Raw genomic sequence first — 19,577 nt, 5'->3', positions numbered from 1 at the left:
TGATTCCTGCTTACTGGTTGCCCGTGAACTACCCCGCCCACAAGGGGACGGGGCTTCCCAACTCAACAGCAACCGCCTCTACGGATGACTTACGCCCCCGCTTTGGTCTTACATTGCCTCCTTGGGCAGTATCGCTGGTTCCCAACGATAATATTCGTAAGCCTTCATCTCGAATATTGATAGCTGCATTTACGTCTCTGTCATGTTGGGTTTTGCAATTGGGGCATTCCCAACTACGAACATCAAGAGGCAGACTATCAATCTGATTGAGGCATACATGACAAGTCTTACTGGACGGGAAAAACCGACCAATTTCTAGATAGGTTTTCCCGTCTTTTTCAGCCTTGTACTTTAACTGTCTGGTGAATTCTGACCATCCACAATCTGAAATCGCTTTGGCTAGATTGTGGTTTTTCACCATGTTTTTAACTGCTAGGTCTTCCACAACGATGACTTGATTTTCGTTCACCAATTTGCGGGAGAGTTTGTGCTGGAAGTCTTTGCGAGTGTTAGCAATCCGCTCATGCACTCGCGCTACGATACGTTTTGCTTTAGCCCGACGCTTTGAACCCTTCTGTTTACGAGATAACTTTTGCTGCTTGCGTTTCAGGTTTTTCTCTCTCTTCTTGAGCGGTTTGGGATTATCAAATTTAGAACCATCAGACGTAATGGCAAAATGGGCTAACCCTAGGTCAATCCCAACCGCTTTACCTTGGCTGCTTATTTCAGGTTCAGGTAGTCCATCGTCAACAAGCAAAGAGGCGTAGTATTTGCCCGTCCTACTCATGCTGACGGTAACGGTCTTCAGCTTACCATCAAAAACACGATGAAGTTTTGCTTTGACATCACCGATTTTAGGCAATTTAATCGCTTTATCCAACAACTTGACGTGCTGCGGATACTGGATTGATTGCTTACCATGCTTGCTCTTGAAGTTGGGATATTGAGCTCTTCCCTCAAAGAAGTTGATAAACGCCTGAGAAAGATTCAGGGATACAGACTGGAGAACTTGGGAATAACATTGGGCCAACCAAGGAAACTCCTTTTTGAGTGCTGGTAAGCGGTCGTTATACCCCTGTCTTGACAGTCCCTTCCCGGTTGCTTTGTAGGTTTCATTGTTCAGGTTTAGAGCGTAGTTCCACCACCTAGCACAGCCAAACGCCTTTGACAAGGCTACTTGCTGCTCAGTGGTTGGATAGATTCTGACCTTAACAACACTTCTCATTCTCCAAGTTTAACACAAAAAGGATTAATGGCAAGACCGATAGATTATTGTCAATCTGCGCGGCATTGAACCGCTTGATTGACTGGCCTTTCATCCCCACCCACGAGGGGATGGGGAGTTCCCGGCAATCTTTTTAAATCGTCCAACTCCTCATAATCGGGAAGTGTGGTATCAATGGGCTGACCTTGACGGAGAACGATGCGATCGCGCTGAGAACGAGATAACAACTCCTCCCAATACCGCGCCCGAAAAATAATCAAATCCGCCCCTGCCCCCGGTTTCAAACCGCCCTGCTCCCCCAATCCCATTACCTGCGCCGGCGCCGTCGTCACCGACTCAATCCAGTCACTATAATTTGGATTTAACTGAGCAATTCGCACCGACTGATTAAACACCTCCAACACATCATGATCCCCAAAGGCAAAAAAGGGATCCCGACAATTATCACTGGCAAACAACACCGGAATCCCTTGCCCCTTCAACTCATGCACCAGCGTCACCCCTCGCCAACGGGGGGTTTTTCCCCCTTCTCGCCCCTGTAAATACAAATTACACATCGGTAGACTCACCACCGCAATCCCCGCCCTCTGCACCGCTTCCATCGTCCTCTGAGCCACTGCCGGAGACTGCACCGCCAAGCTACAACAATGACCACATAGCACCCGCCCCGAAAAACTACGACGTAGCACCGCTTCCGCCACTTGTAACAAGCATTGGGACTGGGGATCATCGGTTTCGTCCACATGAAAATCTACATCTAGCCCCCGTTCCATCGCCAATTCAAACATCCGATCCAGTTGCCGATCAACCTCCCGATGAGGATAAACAACCGCCCCCAAAATTCCCCCCAATTCTGCCACCTCATCCGCTATCTTTACCCCCTCCTCTGTCAGAAAGTTCTCCACCGGAAATAAAGAAGAGGGTTGTAAAAATATCTGATTTTTCCACTCCTTTTGTAAAGTCTTAAACACTTCAAACGTAATATTATATTGTTGCTCTATAACATCAAGATGAGTACGAATCGCTTGAGTTCCATGAGCATAGCTACACTTTAAGCCAAATTCCATCCGTCGATAAAGATCCTCTGCTTGCCAAAACTCACGGCAATCCTCCCGAATAATTTTCACGGCCTCGGCAAAAGTTCCCAGTAAATTAGGTGTTCTGCGGCTAATATGACCTTTATCTAAATGGGTATGAATATCGACAAAACAAGGTAAAATAATCCGCTTTTTCAAATCCCATGACGAGATAGTATTTGGCAATAAACCGGACTCCGTGGCGGGTAAAATCTGCTGAATTTTTCCCTGTTTAATTTCTAAATTAACTTGACAAAATCCCTCCTCTGTGGGTTTAGAGGCAAATTGCGGCGGTAAAAAACAAGGGGGACAGTGGGCATTGTTTAACCAATAATGGGAGAAATCAGATAATATCATAGACCCTATTGATGCTATACAACAAATCGCTTATATGGTCAGAAAATTAGACGCAAGACAAGCAGTAATCTTGTTTGAATTTTAAGGCAAATTTTAGGGGTAATTCATGTTACCCCTACCCATTTTATAAAGCGAATAAATCCCTAGAATGCTCCTAAATCTTGGAGACAGCGACGGGTTAATTCAAGACGTGCCGCCGCGTCTTGTTGTTCTTTCATCTCAATATTCGTGGCGAAAAAGTAAACATTATCCGAAGTTTCTAAATATCCTACATACCAGCCAATATTGATTACATTAGGATTACCAAACCCGAACCAACCCGTTTTTCCTGAAAGGGTATAGGCTGGCGTTTTTTCCATAATCATAATATCTTTTACCAGACTAACGGAACGAGAAGAGAAAGGCAATTGATTGTTATAAAAACGCTGCAAAAAATCAACTTGTTGTTGAGGAGTCACTTGTAATTGTCCTTCTAACCAAAATTGGTCAATATCCTCTGGACGACCTATATTTTGATTGCCATATTCAACTTGATTAATCCAGTTTCGCATCCTTTCATACCCTACCCGTCGGGCTAAAACTTGATAGAACCAAACCCCGGATATTTTAAACGCTTCTCGCAGGTTTAGATCCCGATTCCATTGGGGTAGTGTGCGTTCAATCCCATCCCACGTTAAGAGGGCTAAATCATCGGCAATGACACCTGTTTCTAGGGCAATCAAGGAATTGAGAATTTTAAAGGTGGATGCTGTAGGGAAAGGGGTAGTATTCCGTTGAGGGTTATGTTCAAAACGGCGATTATTTTGGGAATCATAAATCAAGATTGACCCCTCAACGTTAAGGTCTTGAAAATGTCGCTCAAAGTTAATAGATTGAGAGGTTTGGCTCAGGTACTGTGGCGTTTTTACTTCAAGCTGAACCGGGAGTTCTCCCATTAACCCGGGGTGAGATGGAGTAGAAAGGAGAAAAAGAGCCGTGATTAACAAGGAATTCATTGTGGATTGAGTTTATGTAGGGTTAGTTAGAGCGAAAAAATTAGTATAGAAACGGTTCGTTTTCCGACTGGAGTATTGAGTATTAAAGATTGATTCAAGGTGCGGCATTATTTTCCACAACAGCAATATTCCACTGTCCGAGTTCACTGGTTTGGAAGGCAATCTGACGACCATCTCCGGTAATGGTGGGATGACGGGCGCTGCCTCTGGAGTTGGCCGTGAGCAGTTGCGATCGCCCCGTTTGACGATCATACACAAAAACATCACTCCTCCCCCGTTCTGTGGAAATATAAGCCAAAAAACGCCCATCCTGACTTAACGCGGGTTGGTCTTGGGACGAGTCCCGACGGTTTAAATTCGGTAAACTTACTAGGGTTCGATTTTGCAGATCATAAAGGAAAATGTCCCGGTGGCCGTTGCGCTCCGAAGCAAAGGCCAAATAACGACCATCGGCGCTATAACTGGGGTACTCCTCCGGCGCTTGACTATTCAATCCCCCTGTGGGAATTTGAGGACTCACCCACAGACTCCTCCCACACCCCCCCAGCAACAGCAGGAATAGGCTAAATTTAACGCAGAGGCTGGCCGGAGGAATCATAGACTAAAATATCCCATTGTCCATCTTTATTGGCCTCAAAAGCGATAATTGACCCATCTCCGTTAATCGTTGGGTGTCGCACTTGGGCCTGTAATCCTTCGGTAAGATTGCGATTGAGTCCTGTTTCCCGGTCATATAAATAAATATCAGACCGTCCCAAACGACTGGAAGCATAAACAATATAGCGCCCATCTTCAGAAATGGCCGGATGAGAGGCTGTGGCATCTAAGGCATTGAGTCCGGGAAGTTCCACCAGTTGCCGCTTACTGGCATCGAATAAATACACATCTTGGGAACGGTTACGGTCTGAGGTAAAAACAATATATTCTGAGGCAATGTGAGGGGTAAGTTCAGAATTGGGACTATTGAGGCCTCGTCCCCCGATATCGTAGGGGAAATTTAGCACTCTGGGGTAACTGGCACAGCTAGTTAGGAGAGTGAGGAGGGGGAGGAGTTTTAACCAAAGGCGCGATGGTTTACGAGGGAATGGGGAGAATGCACTTTTGTCCAAAATTAACTACTCCATAAGAATAAAACAGTGTTTTCTAATTGATTATTAAAAAGTGCGGGGAAATTGCCGAATGGAAGGCTGACAAAGGGATGAATCGCCACTTAATCCTAAAAATACGACAGTATTCGGTAGCACAAAAACCCAGTATCCTCTAACATTGTACAAGCTTTGGGGAGCAGGGCTTTGACCTGTGGGCGCTGAATCAGACCTTGCGGGGGTATAAACCTAAAGGCATTAGTCCTTAAAGCAGGAAGTGTAAACTGTACCCTTGCATCCTTGGCGCTGGGTAGTTCCCCGGTAAGGGTTCACCATAGCCGGAAATCCCCTCTGAATCCCCTGCAATAGGAAATGTTAGGCTAATGCCAAGCGGTAAAATCAGGAAAATTTTCTTTGATTGAGGAAAAATCGCCAAAATTTCCTTATATTGGGGGGGGTGAGAGAGATTATCTAAGAAAGGCTGAATCCTTGCGGTTCTCTCTTGATTTGCAGACCTACTGAGACTTAATTAAAAACTATGCCAAAAGTCATTTCTATCCACTCCTACCGGGGGGGAACAGGTAAATCTAACTTTACGGCCAATCTTTCAACTACCGTGGCCGCGAAAGGCTACCGGGTGGGTGTTGTGGACACGGATGTTCCTTCTCCGGGGATTCATAATTTATTCTGCCTTGAACCCGAACAAATGGACAAAACCCTGAATAATTATTTATGGGGGGAAAGTGGCATTGAAGATGCGGCCTATGATGTCAGTGCGAATGTCGGTGTAACGGGGAATGGGAAACTGTATCTGGTGCCTTCTAGTGTGAAAGCAGATGATATCGCTCGCATTTTGAAAAATGGCTATGATGTTAAGTTGATGAATGACGGTTTTCGTCGCTTGGTCAAGGCTTTAGAGTTGGATTATTTGTTCATTGATACTCACCCTGGTTTGTCGAAGGAAACGTTTCTTTCTATTGCTATTTCTCATATTTTAATCTTGATTTTACGCCCAGATAAGCAAGATTATCAAGGAACGGCGGTGACGGTGGATGTGGCGCGTCAGTTAAAGGTTCGCAAGATGCTTTTAGCGGTGAATAAGGCTCATAGTAAGCTAAATTTGGAGGCTTTAAAACAAAAGGTTGAGGAAACCTACTCAGAAACGGTGGCTGGTGTGTTTCCCCTGTCGGAGGATATTGTTCAACTGGCCAGTGAGGGGGTATTTTGTGTTAGGTATCCTGAGCATCCTGTGAGCCAAGAATTTGCTAAAGTTGCCCAACAAATTATAGAGGGGTAAGGCTTATGTCAGATTTAGGAGATTTAAAGTCCCTCGCCAGTTCTATTAGTGCGGTAACGTCTCCCTTTCGGGGCTATCTGAATGAGTTATACGAAAGATATAAGCCCTTAAATGAGGGGAAAGTGGCTGATTATATCCCGGAGTTGGCTTTAGCAAAACCGGACTGGTTTGGGATTTGTGTTGTGAGTAAGGATGGGCAGGTTTTTGAGGTGGGGAATTGTGACCAATTGTTCACGATTCAATCCATTTCTAAGCCCTTTGTTTTTGGGTTAGCCTTAGAAGATTGTGGGCGAGATTATGTTAATAGCAAGGTGAGTGTTGAGCCAACGGGAGAGGCTTTTAACGCCATTGTGTTGGATGAAGCTACGAACCGTCCTTATAACCCGATGGTCAATGCTGGGGCGATCGCAACAGCTGACTTGATTAAGGGCAATGGTAGCACGGAACGGCTAAAACGGCTGTTGGAAATGTTCAGACGTTATACCGGACGGGAACATGATATCAATGTCCCGGTTTTTTTGTCGGAAAAAGCGACGGGAAACCGCAATCGAGCGATGGCCTATTTAATGCTCAATTTCGGGATGATTAGCGACAAAATTGAGGAAACATTAGACCTCTATTTTCAGCAATGTTCGATTCTGGTTAATGCGCGAGATTTAGGGATGATTGCCGCTACCTTAGCCAATGGGGGAGTGAATCCGGTAACGAAGGAACGCGCTCTTGATGAACGCTATGTGCAGGATGTGATTAGTGTGATGCTCACCTGTGGAATGTATGACGCATCGGGGGAGTGGGCCTATCGCGTGGGAATGCCTGCTAAAAGTGGTGTCGGTGGGGGGATTGTCTCTCTGGTGCCGGGTAAATTGGGAATTGGTATTTTTTCCCCTCCTTTGGATGTTAAGGGGAATAGTGTCCGGGGAATTAAGGTGTGTGAGGCACTCTCCCGGGATTTTGGTCTGCATTTGTTTAACGCGGCCAAGAGCGATCGCAATGTAGAGGAATGGATGGCTGGCGGAGAGGGTATCAACGACTGGTAACGTTCCTCAAATACCATTGAAATATTGAGAGAAAATTCTCTTGTTGCCATTTAGGAGAACCGAAAATGATCCATCAAAATAACGTCCCAGTGCGTCGATTTCGCCTGCGGACAACCCTCCTAATCCCGTTTCTATTACAAATTCTAGCCGCCGTTGGCCTAGTGGGATGGATCGCTTATCGCAGTGGAGAACAAGCCGTTAATGATGTGGCGGATCAATTGCGCACAGAATTAACCAACCGTATTACTGAAAAATTATCTTCTTATACGGAGGTTCCCCATACGATTAATCGCCTAAATGCCAATGCTTTCGCTCATGGGGATATTTCCGTGAGTAATCCCCAAGGAGAGCATCAATTATGGCAACAAATGCAACTGTATCCGAGTTTGAGTTACGTCTACTGTGGGGATGAACAAGGCAGTTTTTTCGGGGTCGGTCGTTTGTCCCAAGCGGATCGGTCTAAGCTGACGTTTGTCTATAGCAACGCCGACACGGAGTATAAGCGCCAAGATTTCGCCTTTAATCGTCGCGGTAATCGCGCTGAACAAGTGGGGAGTTTAGATCGTCCCTATGACCCTCGTTCACGGCCTTGGTATAAGGCGGCAAGGGCTGAGGGGAAAGTGATGTGGAGTGCCATTTATCTCTCTTTTTCTACCCTCTTACCCACTGTTACCGCCAGTGCTCCGGTCTATAGTGTGGTCGAGGGTGAATTTATGGGAGTTTGTGGGACAGACTTTTTTCTCCCCGAAGAGTTGAACAACTTCCTGCAAGGTCTGGATATTGGCAAAACAGGCACGGCCTTTATTGTAGAGCGTTCTGGGCAAGTGGTGGCGACTTCTACGACGGAACCGACCATTACGGGAGAAGGAGAAGAGAGCGATCGCATTCTAGCCACCGAGAGCGAAAATAAGACCATTCGCGGCACGGCCGAATATTTGCAAGAACGTTTTGCCGACTTGAGCAATATTGAAAGCATCGAGTCCCTAGAGTTTGAACTGAATGGGGAACGGCAATATGTGCAGATTGTCCCCTTTCAGGATGAAAACTTAGACTGGCTGGTTGTTTTGACTATTCCTGAGTCAGACTTTATGGCGCAAATTACCGCCAGTCGTCAGCAAACCTTGGGTTTAAGTATCTTAGCGTTAGGAATTGCCATCCTCTTGGGAGTTTTCACCTCGCGCTGGGTCACTCGTCCCATTTTGCGCGTTTCCCAGGCCTCTGATAAATTGGCTCAAGGGAAATTGGAGCAACAGGTTAAAGCCAGTTCTATCATTGAAATTGACCGCTTGGCCAGTTCTTTTAACACTATGGCACGGCAACTCAAAGAATCCTTTGATGCACTGCGCCAAAGTGAGGCGACTAATCGCGCCATTGTCAACACGATTCCGGATTTAATGATTCGCGCCAAAGGGAATGGGGTCTATGTGGATATTGTAGGATGCGATCGCCTCCGGGGAGTCCACGGAGTCAAGCAATTCAGCACCGGAACCACCGTCCATGAATCCCTCCCCCAAGACTTAGCCGACAAGCGAATGCACTATATTCAGCAGGCCTTAGCCACGGGGGAATTGCAAGTTTATGAGCATCGCATCACCGTTAACGGTGAAGTCCAAGAAGAAGAGGTGCGGATTTTAGTCTTGGCAGAGGACGAGGTTTTAATTATGGTGCGGGATATTACCGATCGTAAACGCGCCGAAGAAGCCTTACGCATTGCTGAGGAAAACTACCGCAGCATCTTTGAAAACGCCTTAGAGGGGATTTTTCAATCCTCCCCCGAAGGCCGTTTTATCAATGCTAATCCGGCCTTAGCCAAAATTTACGGCTACGAATCCCCCGAGGAAATGATTACCAGTATTACCAACATTAGCGAACAACTCTATGTTGACCCAGAAAAACGCCAAGAGTTTCGCGCTTTATTGCAAAAACAAAACTCCGTTAAAGATTTTGAATATCGGTGTTATTGCAAAGATGGGAGTATTATCTGGACTCAAATTGATGCTCGGGTTGTGAAGGATCAAGACGGCAATATATTGTACTATGAGGGGATGGTTCAAGATATTACCGACCGCAAGCGACAGGAGGAGGAATTACGGCGACAACTGCAAGAGTTACAGATTGAAATTGACCACAAAAAACGAGAACGAGAGGTGGCAATGTTAACCGAAAGTAGCTACTTCCAAGAGGTACAGCAAGAGATGTCGGAGGTTAATCTAGATGAGTTTTGGAGTTAGTTCAGCCTTCATGGATAAGTTTGGGGCAGTTTGATCTAGCGGAGAGAACCATGTTGCAAGTCGGGCAAGTAGCACGTCAGTTAAATCTGAACCCCCAAACTTTGTATTTTTATGAGCGGATTGGCTTGATTCCACCCCCCCACCGTAGTGAGGGGGGCTATCGCTTGTTTAGCCCGGAAGATGTGGAACGACTGGCATTCATTGGTCGGGCGAAAACCTTGGGCTTGAGTTTGGAGGAAATTAAGGAGATCTTGGCGCTCAAAGATGGGCGATCGCTCACTTGCCAAGCCCTATATGAGCATTTGACTCAAAAACTTAGGGACATTGAGGCTCAGATGGAACAATTACAAGCCCTGCATGGGGAACTAGCTAAACTAGCGCAGCGTTGCCAGACCAATCTGCAAAAACTGGATCAGCAATGTGTTGTTTTAGACCAATCCCCGGATCTGGTTTAAGAAATTTGGCTCTAGGGGCTTGACCTTATACCCAGGTATAGGGTCTAGGATAAAGTTGAACCTTCCTCCCCCATTAGAGGGAGAGAGTATCAAATATCCCTAGGAGAATCCTCATGGCAAAACGAACCGTTCAAATTCTCGGCACGGGCTGCAAAAAGTGTCAGCAATTGGAAACTAATGTGAAAGAGGCGATCGCATTATTAAACTGGGATGCCGAAGTTCTCCATATTACCGATCCCCTACAAATTGCGGAACGGGGTGTCATGAAAACCCCCGCTCTCATCGTGGACGGTCAGGTGATGAGTCAGGGGAAAGTTGCCACCCCAGAACAATTGCAAACCCTGTTAGAAGCACAGCCTTCTTAACAGGTCAACCATAGGGAATTAATCGTGCTTGATTCCCAAGTCCCCATTCCCCATTACCTATTATGCAACTGTCCCCGTTTTGGCGAGAACATGGGAGATCCCTTGGTCTCATTGCGATCGCCTTTTTAGTCTGTTTTTACCTGCCCGTCGAAGCCCTTCAACAGTCCCAACGGTTGCACAGTGCCTTCTGGGAAGCCCTCTATTTAGTCCGTTGGTACGCCCAAGAACACATCCTGCTCTGTCTGATCCCCGCCTTCTTCATTGCCGGAGCGATCGCCATTTTCATCAGTCAGGACTCCGTAATGCGTTACCTAGGGCCCCAGGCGAATAAAGGATTAGCCTATGGCGTGGCCTCCGTATCCGGCACAATTTTAGCCGTCTGTTCCTGTACCGTTCTCCCCTTATTTGCAGGCATCTATCGCATGGGGGCGGGTTTGGGGCCGGCGATCGCCTTTCTCTACTCCGGCCCAGCCATCAACGTCCTCGCGATCATCCTCACCGCCCGGATTTTAGGGCTACAACTCGGCATCGCTCGCGCCATCGGAGCCATTCTCTTTAGTATTGTCATTGGTTTAGCGATGGAATTCATCTTTCGCCACGAGCAACCTATCCCCATTAAAGCCCCCGCCCCCCTCCCAGAAGACGAAGAAACCCGCCCCCTCTGGCAAAATACCCTATTTCTGGGTGTATTAGTCGGCATCCTCATCTTTGCGAACTGGGCAAAACCCGACAGCACCATTGGGCTATGGTATAACCTCTATACCCTGAAATGGTGGATAACCGGAGGCTTTGGACTCGCCCTAGCCGCCATTCTCATCCTCTGGCACCATCTCAACTCCGGCAAAGTGATCCTAATCACAGGTCTAACCGCCGTCCTCTGCTGGCAATTTCCCCAATACCCCCTTATTCCCTTCTCGACCGCCGTAATAGGTCTATCGTGGCTCACCAGTAGCAGCCCAGGGGAAGCCTCAGACTGGTTTGAGGCCACATGGGACTATGCCCAGCAAATCCTCCCCTTACTCTTGCTCGGAGTTCTCTTAGCCGGAGCCCTACTCGGTCGCCCGGAACAAGAAGCCCTCATCCCCTCAAACTGGATTATTTGGGCTGTAGGCGGAAACTCCCTCGGAGCTAACTTCTTTGCTGCCCTAGCCGGCGCGCTGATGTATTTCGCCACCCTCACCGAAGTTCCCATTTTACAAGGCTTAATCGGCAACGGCATGGGTCAAGGCCCCGCCCTCGCCCTCCTCCTTGCCGGACCCGCCGTTTCCCTCCCCAATTTGTTGGTCATTCGCAGCATTTTAGGAACGAAAAAAACCCTTGTCTTTGTCGGTTTAGTTGTCCTGATGGCCACCTTCGCTGGGATGATTTATGGTCGTCTCGTCTAATTCCACTCTTGAAAATCCAGAAACCGGGTTTTTCATAGAGAGTAGAGATACTCACAAGAAAATAAACGCAACCCGGTTTCTTACTACGGATTAGCTTTAAATCCAGAAACCGGGTTTTTCATAGAGAGTAAAGAGCCTCACGAAAAAATGAACGCAACCCGGTTTCTTGCTAAAATTACTCTAAACGCCAAAAGTAACAATCTGTAAAGGCTGATCGGATCTGTGGCAACTGAATCAGTGAAGCTCAGGAATAGGAGACGATTAGACTCAATTGATAAAAATTTGATCAATTATGTCAATAAGCCCACCCACAAGGGGATAGGGTTTCTCGGAGGAAGATCATGAAAGAATGGGATTTGGGCAAAATAGCAGGCCAAGTGGTGGGCGGTATCTGGTCATCCGTCCGGGATTGGGATTATTTTACCCGAGATAGTCTCGGGCAACAAGTGCGGGCTTCTGCCGATAGTTTATGGAATATTCACCCGTCTGAGGATGCCGGGAAACCTCCTGAATCCGAATTTACCGAAATCACCATTGAGGCCGTAACCGAAGACGAAACAGGTGATTTTTCCCCATCTCCTTCTATTCCCTCTTCCCAACCGAATCCAGAACAAATTCAACCCAATTTAAATTCACCTAATTTAAACCCTCCCATTTCCTCCCCAACATCTAGCCATCAAAGTCCAGTTCTGCGTAACCCAGAAAGCTATCAATATTTTATCACAGAAGCTCAAGATTTACTCGTACAAATTGAAGAACAAGTATTTAACTTAAACCGACAAAAAGATACGGCTCAAATTTATAGCTTAATGCGGGCAACTCATACCCTTAAAGGGGCTTCCGCCAATGTGGGACAAGAGACAATTAAAACCATTGCCCATAACTTAGAGGATGTTTTTCGGGCAATGTTATCCCCGGAAGCGGTGATTGATCCAGAGTTAGAATCCATGTTATTTGAGGGCTACGAATGCTTGCGTTTAGCCCTTTCTGCCGAGTTAGCCCATGAGTATGGTCAAACCGATGATTTATTAAATCGGGCGGCGGATTTATTTGCTCGTTTTGAGGAAAAATTGGGGGACTGTTTTCAAAATCCGGCACCCCTTCCTAGCTCTTCTGAAATGGGGTTTGATCTGACTCGTTCTATTTTTGAAATGGGGGTAGAACAGCGCTTGAGTGAGTTGAAAGGAATGCTGGAGAATCCCGAAAGTTCCGAACATTTGTTAGTGTTTTTAGAAGAAAGTGCCGAAGTTTTTCTAGGATTAGGGGAATCTTTGGGATTATCGGGATTTTGTGCGATCGCCCAATCGACCCTAAACGCCCTCAGTTACCACCCTGACGCGGTTTTGGAGATTGCCCCCCTGGTTTATCAGGACTTCTACCAAGCACAACAAGCGGTTTTTGCAGGCGATCGCACCCAAGGCGGCACCCCCAGCCCTCAACTGCTACAATGGTCAGGAGCATCCCTCAGCGACGAAGCCCCCCTCCCCGAAGACTTTGGCGAGTTAGAATACCTCGAAGACTCCCAAGACTTCGCCCCCAGCGATGCCATACTCCTTGATACCACCGCCCCCACAGAACGCCCCCACAGCCCCCCAGCAGACCCCCCACAGCCCGAAAGCTGGGACTTAGATCCCCTAGCCCCTTTTGACCCTCCCGAAGCCCTAGAAGACCCCGAATTTTTGGGGGATGCCACCCCCTCCAACGAGGATATTTTCACATTAGACCCCTTAGAATTAGTCCAAGATCCCTTTAACTCCTCAGAACTTTGGGACGAGGAAGAAATCCCCCTAGAGGATAGTTTTGACTCTGGCAGTGAATCCCCATTCAATCCAGAAGCAGAAGAAACGACAGCGCCAATACCGCTAGAATCTGAATTATTCCACCCCCAAAACCTTGTACAACCAGACTTAGATCAAGAGTTAAACCAGACCGTTAGTCCCGACCGTTTAGAATTAGATGTTGAAGACTTAGATTCTGAAAAATTAAACAATCAAGAGATAGCCCCAAATGTACTCGATGAAAACATAACCAATCCAGCCGTAAAGACCCCAGAAATAGACCCTCTAGATTTTCACCCCCAAGAGACAAGCTATCCCTCCCACACTTACCCCGACTTCAGCCCATCTGCCCCTGAGTCTTCCGAGGATCTAGAACAGATTTTTCTAGACGACGAATATAGTCTAGATATTGGTGAAGACGACCTTGATTATAGCCTAGATCTCTCGGACTATGCACCAAATTTAGAACCAGAAAATGAAGGCAGAAATACCTTCATTTTTCCAGAAAATATTGCCCCCATTCCCCCCGTGAAACCCACCCATTCAACCTCGGAAGATTTAGCCCCCAATTTAGAACAAACCCCGCAAATAAACGAAGATTTCCTTGCCCCCGTTAACCCAGAGGAAGACTGGATTAATGCTCCTACTTTTGCAGCAGAAGCAGAAGAAATAGCCCCTCTTATAGACTTCTCCCCCGATGAAACAAGCCTCATTTTAGACCCCGACGATTTCAGCCTAGAACCTAGCAGAGATCCTGAAAACCTAACCCCAGATCAGGATAACTTCATTGACTTTACCTTTACCGAAACAGCCCCCGAACAACCAACAGAAGACCTCTATAGTGATTTAGAATGGACAGATCCTGCCGCAGAAATGGCAGAAGAAGAACCCCTAGAGAGTCTCCCCGAAACAGCCCCCTCTCCCGTAGAAAATGAGGAAGAACTAGACTATGGTCAAACATCTCCCGAGATAAAAAAAGAGCAAAACATCACTCAAGAAACCAGCATTGCGCCCCCAGAATCTTCCCCCCCAATTGACAAAGAAAACCCTGATCATATTCTGTTCGGCGATGATTGGAATAACAGCGAACAATTAGACACCGTTCCCAGCATTGAGGACACCTTTGGCCGACTAGAATTAGAGCCATCTTTAGCCGAATTTGATGCTGATGAATTATTCTTAATAGAATCCGAACCTGAACCTACTCCAGAACCCTCCCAAACCCCCTCAATTGCCCCTGTAACCCCTCTTCAACAAACCAGTCAACCCACCCCCCTAAAAGCCCCCTCTCCTCCTCCTGCTGCCCCCGCACAATCCACCCCCCAACCCGTCAGCACAAAAACTCTCCGTCTTGAACTCGAACAACTCGAACATATTAATCACTTAGTCGGGGAATTACTGATTAATCAAAACCAACTCACCCTACGGGATGAACAATTCCAAGGAGCCGTCCAAAAACTCTCCGACTGGCTGAAAAAACACCGTTTCACCCTAACCCAACTGCGGGATTATATTGCCGAATACAAAAACGAAGATCAGAAAAAACTCACCCCCACCCAAAGACTGCTATATTCTGCCCTTGAAGAAACCTCCCAAATTACCCAAGCAACAGAAGATATTAGCCTATTATCCCGGACAACGACCTCCACCATTGAGCGAGAAAAACGAATTTCCAAACAACTGCGGGATAATATCCAATCAGCCCGCATGGTTCCGCTAAAAACCTTGCTCAAACGGTTTCCCCCCATGGTGAAACAACTCTCCTTTGTCCATAAAAAAGAAGTAGAATTAGCCCTCAAAGGAACAGAAGTGATGGTGGATAAAACCATCACTGAAAACCTCTATGATGCTCTCTTACACCTGATCCGCAACGCCTTTGATCATGGGATAGAATCCCCCGAAATTCGCCAAAAACTAGGCAAACCTACAACCGGACAACTGGAAATTAATGCCTATAATCAAGGCAACCGTACCATTATCGAGTTGCGGGATGATGGACAGGGTTTAAATATCGATAAAATTTGCCAAAAAGCTTTACACAAAAGGTTAATTACTGAAGTTGAAGCAGAACGAATTAAACAACTCCTACACCCCGAAGATCGACTTCTTGAATTAATGTGTATGCCCGGCTTTTCTACAGCCGAACAGGTGAGCGATTTATCCGGCCGTGGGGTAGGTTTAGATGTAGTACAAACCCAACTAGCCAATATTAAAGGCTATCTCTCCGTCCGTTCCTTCCCCCAACAGGGGACAATTTTCTATGTGCAGATTCGGGAATCCTTGATGAGTGCAAGACTGCTCATCTGTCGGGCTAAAAACTCAATCTATGGCTTTGTTTCCAATGAAATTGAACAAGTGTTAATTCCGGGAGATAATTTACGCTGGTTAGCCGGACAAAAGGTCTTAGATTGGGAACAAAAAGGGGAAGAATGCACTATCCCTGTTTATGAATTATCCAGTCTGTTTCACTACTCAGGTCACTCCCTCACCCACCATCAAAGTCTACTGTTTCATGAGTCCTCAGAACAGGGATTAAGTCCTCTTCTCCGAACGCCGGATAATGTTCCCCCTGTGTTATTATTACGCACAACCGAGGGGTTAATTGGCTTAGAAGTGGATCAGGTGATTGAGGAACAGGAATTAGTGATTAAACCCATTTCTAGTGCGATCGCCCCTCCCCCCTACCTCTACGGTTGTAGTATCCTAGCAGATGGTCGTCTCACCCTCATTTTAGATGGTGCTGCCCTACTCCAACAAGCCCAAAAGAAAGGGATTCGCGTCCTAGATGAAACGGAAATGCGCTCCCAATTTTCCACCCCCTTCACCGTTGATGTGTCCTCCTCCCCCCTTTCCACCCAACAATTAGGCCTTTTTGTCGCCCCCTCCGAAGACACGACGGACACCGAGGAACGTCGAAGCGCCAATCTTACCCCCAAAGCAGGAGAAGGACAAGCCCCATCCCCCCCCACTCAGAATACAATCTTAGTCGTCGATGATTCCCTCACCGAACGGCAAACCTTGACCCTAATTTTGCAACGGAACGGGTATAAAATTATTCAATCTAAAGACGGTTTAGAAGCCCTAGAAGCCCTGAAAACCGCCCCAGAGGTCAAAATGATCCTCTGTGACATTGAAATGCCCCGGATGAACGGCTTAGAATTCCTCAGCCGTCTCCAACAGGATAAAACCCTTCCCCATCCTCCCGTGGTGATGTTAACCTCCCGCAGTCGGGACAAATTCCAACATATCGCCATGTCTTTAGGGGCTTATGCTTATTTAACCAAACCCTACCTAGAACAGGAAATTCTCTCCACCTTAGAGGAAGCGATTCATGACCTCATCCCCCCAGCGCGCTGATAGTGTTAAAGTGATTGTATTCCCCTTGGGGAATCACTTATTTTCCTTACCCATGAAAGCCGTTTTAAAAATTTACCATTGTCCCCCTGATGCCAAAACCGGATTTGATGAAGTGGGATTAATTGATTTAGAAGGTCAAACCGTTTTACTTTTGCCCCTAGAAGCTTTATTAAAAGAACAAGAAACTGGAGAAGAGGATGTTTTTTTAACCCCTATTTCTCAAGCGGAACGTCCTTTTTTGATCTTAATTAAAAACCCTCGACAACAGTTATGTGGGATTCAAGTGGCCGAGTTGCCCAACATGATTGATTTACCCCTCCACATCATCCAACCCCTCCCCCCTTCGACGAAACAAACCAGCCCTGCCCAATTTGCTCAATATGTGGCACTGTGGCAGTCTGAACAGGGGAAAAAGCCTATTTTTTTGTTAGATATTGGGCGAGTGATGCAGGAAATCAATCCTTAATCCAAGGTTTATCCCAAGGGCCCCCCCCCACTTCCAAACCACAAACCGAACTTTCCGCCCTCACAATCACCTGGCCTTGTTTTTCCCGCAATTCTAAGCGTAAATGACCCCGCATGGTATCCCGACAACAAAACGCTAACCCCTCAGAAGTAGGAGCGCGCAGAGGTGTTCCTAAATGCTGCGTTTTCCCCACTAATTCCACCTCATACTGAGCATTTTTCGCCTGCATTTTCCAGTATCCCCAAGGTTCGATAACCCAACTCACCTCCGAATTCCACGGCACAAACTCATAAAATTTTCCGCGATAATGGAGACAAATCAACGCCACAGATTCCATCCACCACAAAACCCCCCGCTTACCTCCTCCGGCCGTAATCGCTAAGTCCGATTCTGATTTAAAGACATTACAATTGACCCAAAACCAACGTTGCGGAAACGCACGCCCCCAGTTTTTTTCATGATAAGCAGGAGCATCATCAAAATAATAAAGTTGTCCGCTCCAATCAATCCATCCCGTCGCCAAACCATGCGCCATTAAAATCTGCCATCCCGGCTCAAAAATCGGGAAAGAAGACAACCAGCCCGCCGTTGATTGTTGTGTCTGATTGGGATTTCCCCAGCCATAAATGGGCTTGATTTCATATTGCCAGCGACAGTATTTTTTAGTGGCCCGATCCCCAATCACCCCTTGATTTAAATAGGCCGTTGATTGGTAGCCTTCTTGAACGTGAGTTTCAAAGTCTTTGGAGTCTAAGAGTTGCGGATTTTGCGTTAAATTCGTCTTTCCCCAATGACCCAAACCCAGTTCATCTGGAGTCGCCCAAAATTGAGTAACATCGGGAAAGGTACGACATAAATATTCATCATTAGCCCCTAAAACTTGGGCAGCCCCCCCACTATACGCTTGTCCTCCTAGGGGATCTTCAATGGAGTACATAAAGGCAAAGGTTTGTTCAATGGTGGGGAGGGTGACGCGAAAATACCACCCTTCAAAGAAACGCTCAGAACTGCCGTTCCAATGATAGCCACTGTGGGGAGTTTGTAGGGGGTTAGACATATTGTCAGGGAAAATGGGATGAGTCCACATCAGGATAGCTTATTGTGTTTCCCTACTTGGGAGCAGGTGGGGAGAGCTTGAGCCAAAAAAATAGACCAGTAAAAAAGAACTGGTCTAGGAATGTTGAGAAAGGAGAGTCAACGATACTCTCCCTTATGTCCCTCGGAATCTAAACGGAAACCGCAGACTTCACAGAAGCAGACAATTCGCCTTTGGCATACTTCGCGGCATACTCATCTAAGGTCATTTGTTTGATCTTGCTGGCATTTCCGGCGGTACCAAATGCTTGGTAACGCTCTAAGCACACTTGTTTCATGTACTTGATGGAGGGCTTCATGAAGTGACGAGGATCGAAGTTTTTGGGATCCTTCGCCGCCGCTTCACGGATAGCGGCCGTAATCGCTAAACGGTTGTCGGTGTCGATGTTCACTTTACGCACACCGCTCTTAATCCCTTTTTGAATTTCTTCAATGGGTACACCGTAGGTTTCAGGAATAGTACCACCGTATTGGTTGATCATGTCGATCCATTCTTGAGGAACGGAGGAAGAACCGTGCATCACTAAGTGGGTGTTGGGTAAGCGCTTGTGAATTTCTTCAATGCGGCTAATCGCCAAAATTTCGCCCGTCGGTTTGCGGGTGAATTTGTAAGCACCGTGGCTGGTACCGATAGCAACGGCGAGAGCGTCCACTTGGGTTTGTTCTACGAACTGAACGGCTTCGTCGGGGTCGGTCAGCAGTTGATCTTTGCTCAGGGTGCCTTCAAAACCGTGACCGTCTTCTTTGTCACCTTTCCCGGTTTCTAAAGACCCTAAACACCCTAATTCACCTTCTACACTCACACCAACGGAGTGAGCGACTTTGACGACTTCAGCCGTAACGCTGACGTTATATTCAAAGCTGGCGGGAGTTTTAGCGTCTGCTTCTAAGGAACCGTCCATCATTACGCTGGTGAAACCGTTGCGGATGGCAGAATAACAGGTGGCAGGAGAGTTCCCGTGATCTTGGTGCATGGCAACGGGAATATGAGGATAGGTTTCCACTGCTGCTTGCACTAAGTGACGTAAGAAATTTTCCCCTGCATAGCTACGAGCGCCACGAGAAGCTTGTAGAATTACAGGACTGTCAGCTTCTTGGGCTGCCTGCATGATGGAGATGATTTGCTCCATGTTGTTCACATTGTAAGCAGGAATCCCATAATCATTCTCGGCAGCGTGGTCTAAGAGCAGCCGCATAGGTACAAGCGCCATAAAATATCCTCCTAATGGTTTGTTCGGTCTTGTTATTGGGTTGAGCTTTCAGCTAGCACAAGCCAGATAAACGTTTTTTTTGATCTTTGACAGGTTTCCACAGCCAACCCGAGATTAGGATGTCCGGGATTATCCTGTGATTTCCCTGTCGTCTTTTAGGTA

Annotated in this window: 15 protein-coding genes; 8 read left to right on the top strand and 7 right to left on the bottom strand. The window is 46.8% G+C overall.

Translation table 11 applies throughout. The features are described 5' to 3' along the window. Positions 1-28 precede the first annotated feature (28 nt). The 5 genes from SPI9445_RS0123620 to SPI9445_RS0123600 form a co-directional block, all read right to left on the bottom strand. The gene (locus SPI9445_RS0123620; protein ID WP_017307275.1) at positions 29-1,225 is read right to left on the bottom strand and encodes an RNA-guided endonuclease InsQ/TnpB family protein; all 1,197 of its coding nucleotides are present in this window, start codon (positions 1,223-1,225) and stop codon (positions 29-31) included. Between the two features lie 50 nt (positions 1,226-1,275). Continuing rightward, positions 1,276-2,658: a cytosine deaminase gene (locus tag SPI9445_RS26830; protein WP_017307274.1), complete on the bottom strand. Its 1,383-nt coding sequence runs from the start codon at positions 2,656-2,658 to the stop codon at positions 1,276-1,278. A gap of 143 nt (positions 2,659-2,801) precedes the next feature. Then, a complete protein-coding gene (gene blaOXA / locus SPI9445_RS0123610) occupies positions 2,802-3,593 on the bottom strand; it encodes a class D beta-lactamase (RefSeq protein WP_033375490.1) in 792 nt (263 codons plus the stop codon). A 154-nt stretch (positions 3,594-3,747) separates the two neighbouring features. Next, a complete protein-coding gene (locus tag SPI9445_RS0123605; protein WP_017307272.1) occupies positions 3,748-4,173 on the bottom strand; it encodes a TolB family protein in 426 nt (141 codons plus the stop codon). Between the two features lie 49 nt (positions 4,174-4,222). Continuing rightward, a complete protein-coding gene (locus SPI9445_RS0123600) occupies positions 4,223-4,762 on the bottom strand; it encodes a TolB family protein (RefSeq protein ID WP_017307271.1) in 540 nt (179 codons plus the stop codon). Positions 4,763-5,276: 514 nt separating this feature from the next. On the opposite strand from SPI9445_RS0123600, the gene SPI9445_RS0123595 reads away from it, so the two are divergent. The 8 genes from SPI9445_RS0123595 to SPI9445_RS0123560 all read left to right on the top strand — a co-directional run bounded on the left by SPI9445_RS0123595 (position 5,277) and on the right by SPI9445_RS0123560 (position 17,109). Further along, positions 5,277-6,035, top strand: a complete 759-nt coding sequence (locus tag SPI9445_RS0123595; RefSeq protein ID WP_017307270.1) for a MinD/ParA family ATP-binding protein — start codon at positions 5,277-5,279, stop codon at positions 6,033-6,035. A 5-nt stretch (positions 6,036-6,040) separates the two neighbouring features. Then, positions 6,041-7,072: a glutaminase A gene (gene glsA / locus SPI9445_RS0123590; RefSeq protein ID WP_017307269.1), complete on the top strand. Its 1,032-nt coding sequence runs from the start codon at positions 6,041-6,043 to the stop codon at positions 7,070-7,072. A gap of 65 nt (positions 7,073-7,137) precedes the next feature. After that, positions 7,138-9,303 (top strand): PAS domain S-box protein, encoded by a 2,166-nt coding sequence (locus tag SPI9445_RS0123585; protein ID WP_017307268.1) that lies wholly within the window; start codon positions 7,138-7,140, stop codon positions 9,301-9,303. Positions 9,304-9,353: 50 nt separating this feature from the next. Further along, positions 9,354-9,758 carry a heavy metal-responsive transcriptional regulator gene (locus tag SPI9445_RS0123580; RefSeq protein ID WP_017307267.1) on the top strand — a complete coding sequence of 135 codons (405 nt, stop codon included), beginning with the start codon at positions 9,354-9,356 and terminating at the stop codon, positions 9,756-9,758. Positions 9,759-9,871: 113 nt separating this feature from the next. Next, on the top strand, positions 9,872-10,123 hold the full coding sequence (locus SPI9445_RS0123575; RefSeq protein ID WP_017307266.1) for a thioredoxin family protein: 252 nt from the start codon (positions 9,872-9,874) through the stop codon (positions 10,121-10,123). A 62-nt stretch (positions 10,124-10,185) separates the two neighbouring features. Continuing rightward, complete coding sequence (locus tag SPI9445_RS0123570) at positions 10,186-11,508, top strand: permease (protein WP_017307265.1); 1,323 nt, start codon at positions 10,186-10,188, stop codon at positions 11,506-11,508. A 341-nt stretch (positions 11,509-11,849) separates the two neighbouring features. Further along, the gene (locus tag SPI9445_RS27970; protein WP_017307264.1) at positions 11,850-16,643 is read left to right on the top strand and encodes a hybrid sensor histidine kinase/response regulator; all 4,794 of its coding nucleotides are present in this window, start codon (positions 11,850-11,852) and stop codon (positions 16,641-16,643) included. Further along, positions 16,618-17,109 carry a chemotaxis protein CheW gene (locus SPI9445_RS0123560; RefSeq protein ID WP_017307263.1) on the top strand — a complete coding sequence of 164 codons (492 nt, stop codon included), beginning with the start codon at positions 16,618-16,620 and terminating at the stop codon, positions 17,107-17,109. The genes SPI9445_RS27970 and SPI9445_RS0123560 overlap by 26 nt, the downstream gene beginning before the upstream one ends. On the opposite strand, the gene SPI9445_RS0123555 is transcribed toward SPI9445_RS0123560, so the two are convergent. Next, positions 17,099-18,166, bottom strand: a complete 1,068-nt coding sequence (locus tag SPI9445_RS0123555) for a tocopherol cyclase family protein (protein ID WP_033375481.1) — start codon at positions 18,164-18,166, stop codon at positions 17,099-17,101. The two genes, SPI9445_RS0123560 and SPI9445_RS0123555, sit on opposite strands and share 11 nt — an antisense overlap. A gap of 169 nt (positions 18,167-18,335) precedes the next feature. After that, entirely contained in the window at positions 18,336-19,415 is a 1,080-nt protein-coding gene (gene fba / locus SPI9445_RS0123550) for a class II fructose-bisphosphate aldolase (protein WP_026080055.1), read from the bottom strand. Between the last annotated feature and the right edge of the window lie 162 nt (positions 19,416-19,577).

The sequence above is a fragment of the Spirulina subsalsa PCC 9445 genome, assembly GCF_000314005.1.
Classification (GTDB): domain Bacteria; phylum Cyanobacteriota; class Cyanobacteriia; order Cyanobacteriales; family Spirulinaceae; genus Spirulina_A; species Spirulina_A subsalsa.
This window is presented reverse-complemented; position numbering and strand designations above follow the sequence as displayed.

Excerpts from the sequence above, each read along its gene's own strand:
- SPI9445_RS0123620 (WP_017307275.1), bottom strand. The coding sequence starts at position 1,225 with ATGAGAAGTGTTGTTAAGGTCAGAATCTATCCAACCACTGAGCAGCAA.
- SPI9445_RS26830 (WP_017307274.1), bottom strand. The coding sequence starts at position 2,658 with ATGATATTATCTGATTTCTCCCATTATTGGTTAAACAATGCCCACTGT.
- blaOXA (WP_033375490.1), bottom strand. The coding sequence starts at position 3,593 with ATGGGAGAACTCCCGGTTCAGCTTGAAGTAAAAACGCCACAGTACCTG.
- SPI9445_RS0123595 (WP_017307270.1), top strand. The coding sequence starts at position 5,277 with ATGCCAAAAGTCATTTCTATCCACTCCTACCGGGGGGGAACAGGTAAA.
- glsA (WP_017307269.1), top strand. The coding sequence starts at position 6,041 with ATGTCAGATTTAGGAGATTTAAAGTCCCTCGCCAGTTCTATTAGTGCG.
- SPI9445_RS0123585 (WP_017307268.1), top strand. The coding sequence starts at position 7,138 with ATGATCCATCAAAATAACGTCCCAGTGCGTCGATTTCGCCTGCGGACA.
- SPI9445_RS0123580 (WP_017307267.1), top strand. The coding sequence starts at position 9,354 with ATGTTGCAAGTCGGGCAAGTAGCACGTCAGTTAAATCTGAACCCCCAA.
- SPI9445_RS0123575 (WP_017307266.1), top strand. The coding sequence starts at position 9,872 with ATGGCAAAACGAACCGTTCAAATTCTCGGCACGGGCTGCAAAAAGTGT.
- SPI9445_RS0123570 (WP_017307265.1), top strand. The coding sequence starts at position 10,186 with ATGCAACTGTCCCCGTTTTGGCGAGAACATGGGAGATCCCTTGGTCTC.
- SPI9445_RS27970 (WP_017307264.1), top strand. The coding sequence starts at position 11,850 with ATGAAAGAATGGGATTTGGGCAAAATAGCAGGCCAAGTGGTGGGCGGT.
- SPI9445_RS0123560 (WP_017307263.1), top strand. The coding sequence starts at position 16,618 with ATGACCTCATCCCCCCAGCGCGCTGATAGTGTTAAAGTGATTGTATTC.
- SPI9445_RS0123555 (WP_033375481.1), bottom strand. The coding sequence starts at position 18,166 with ATGTCTAACCCCCTACAAACTCCCCACAGTGGCTATCATTGGAACGGC.
- fba (WP_026080055.1), bottom strand. The coding sequence starts at position 19,415 with ATGGCGCTTGTACCTATGCGGCTGCTCTTAGACCACGCTGCCGAGAAT.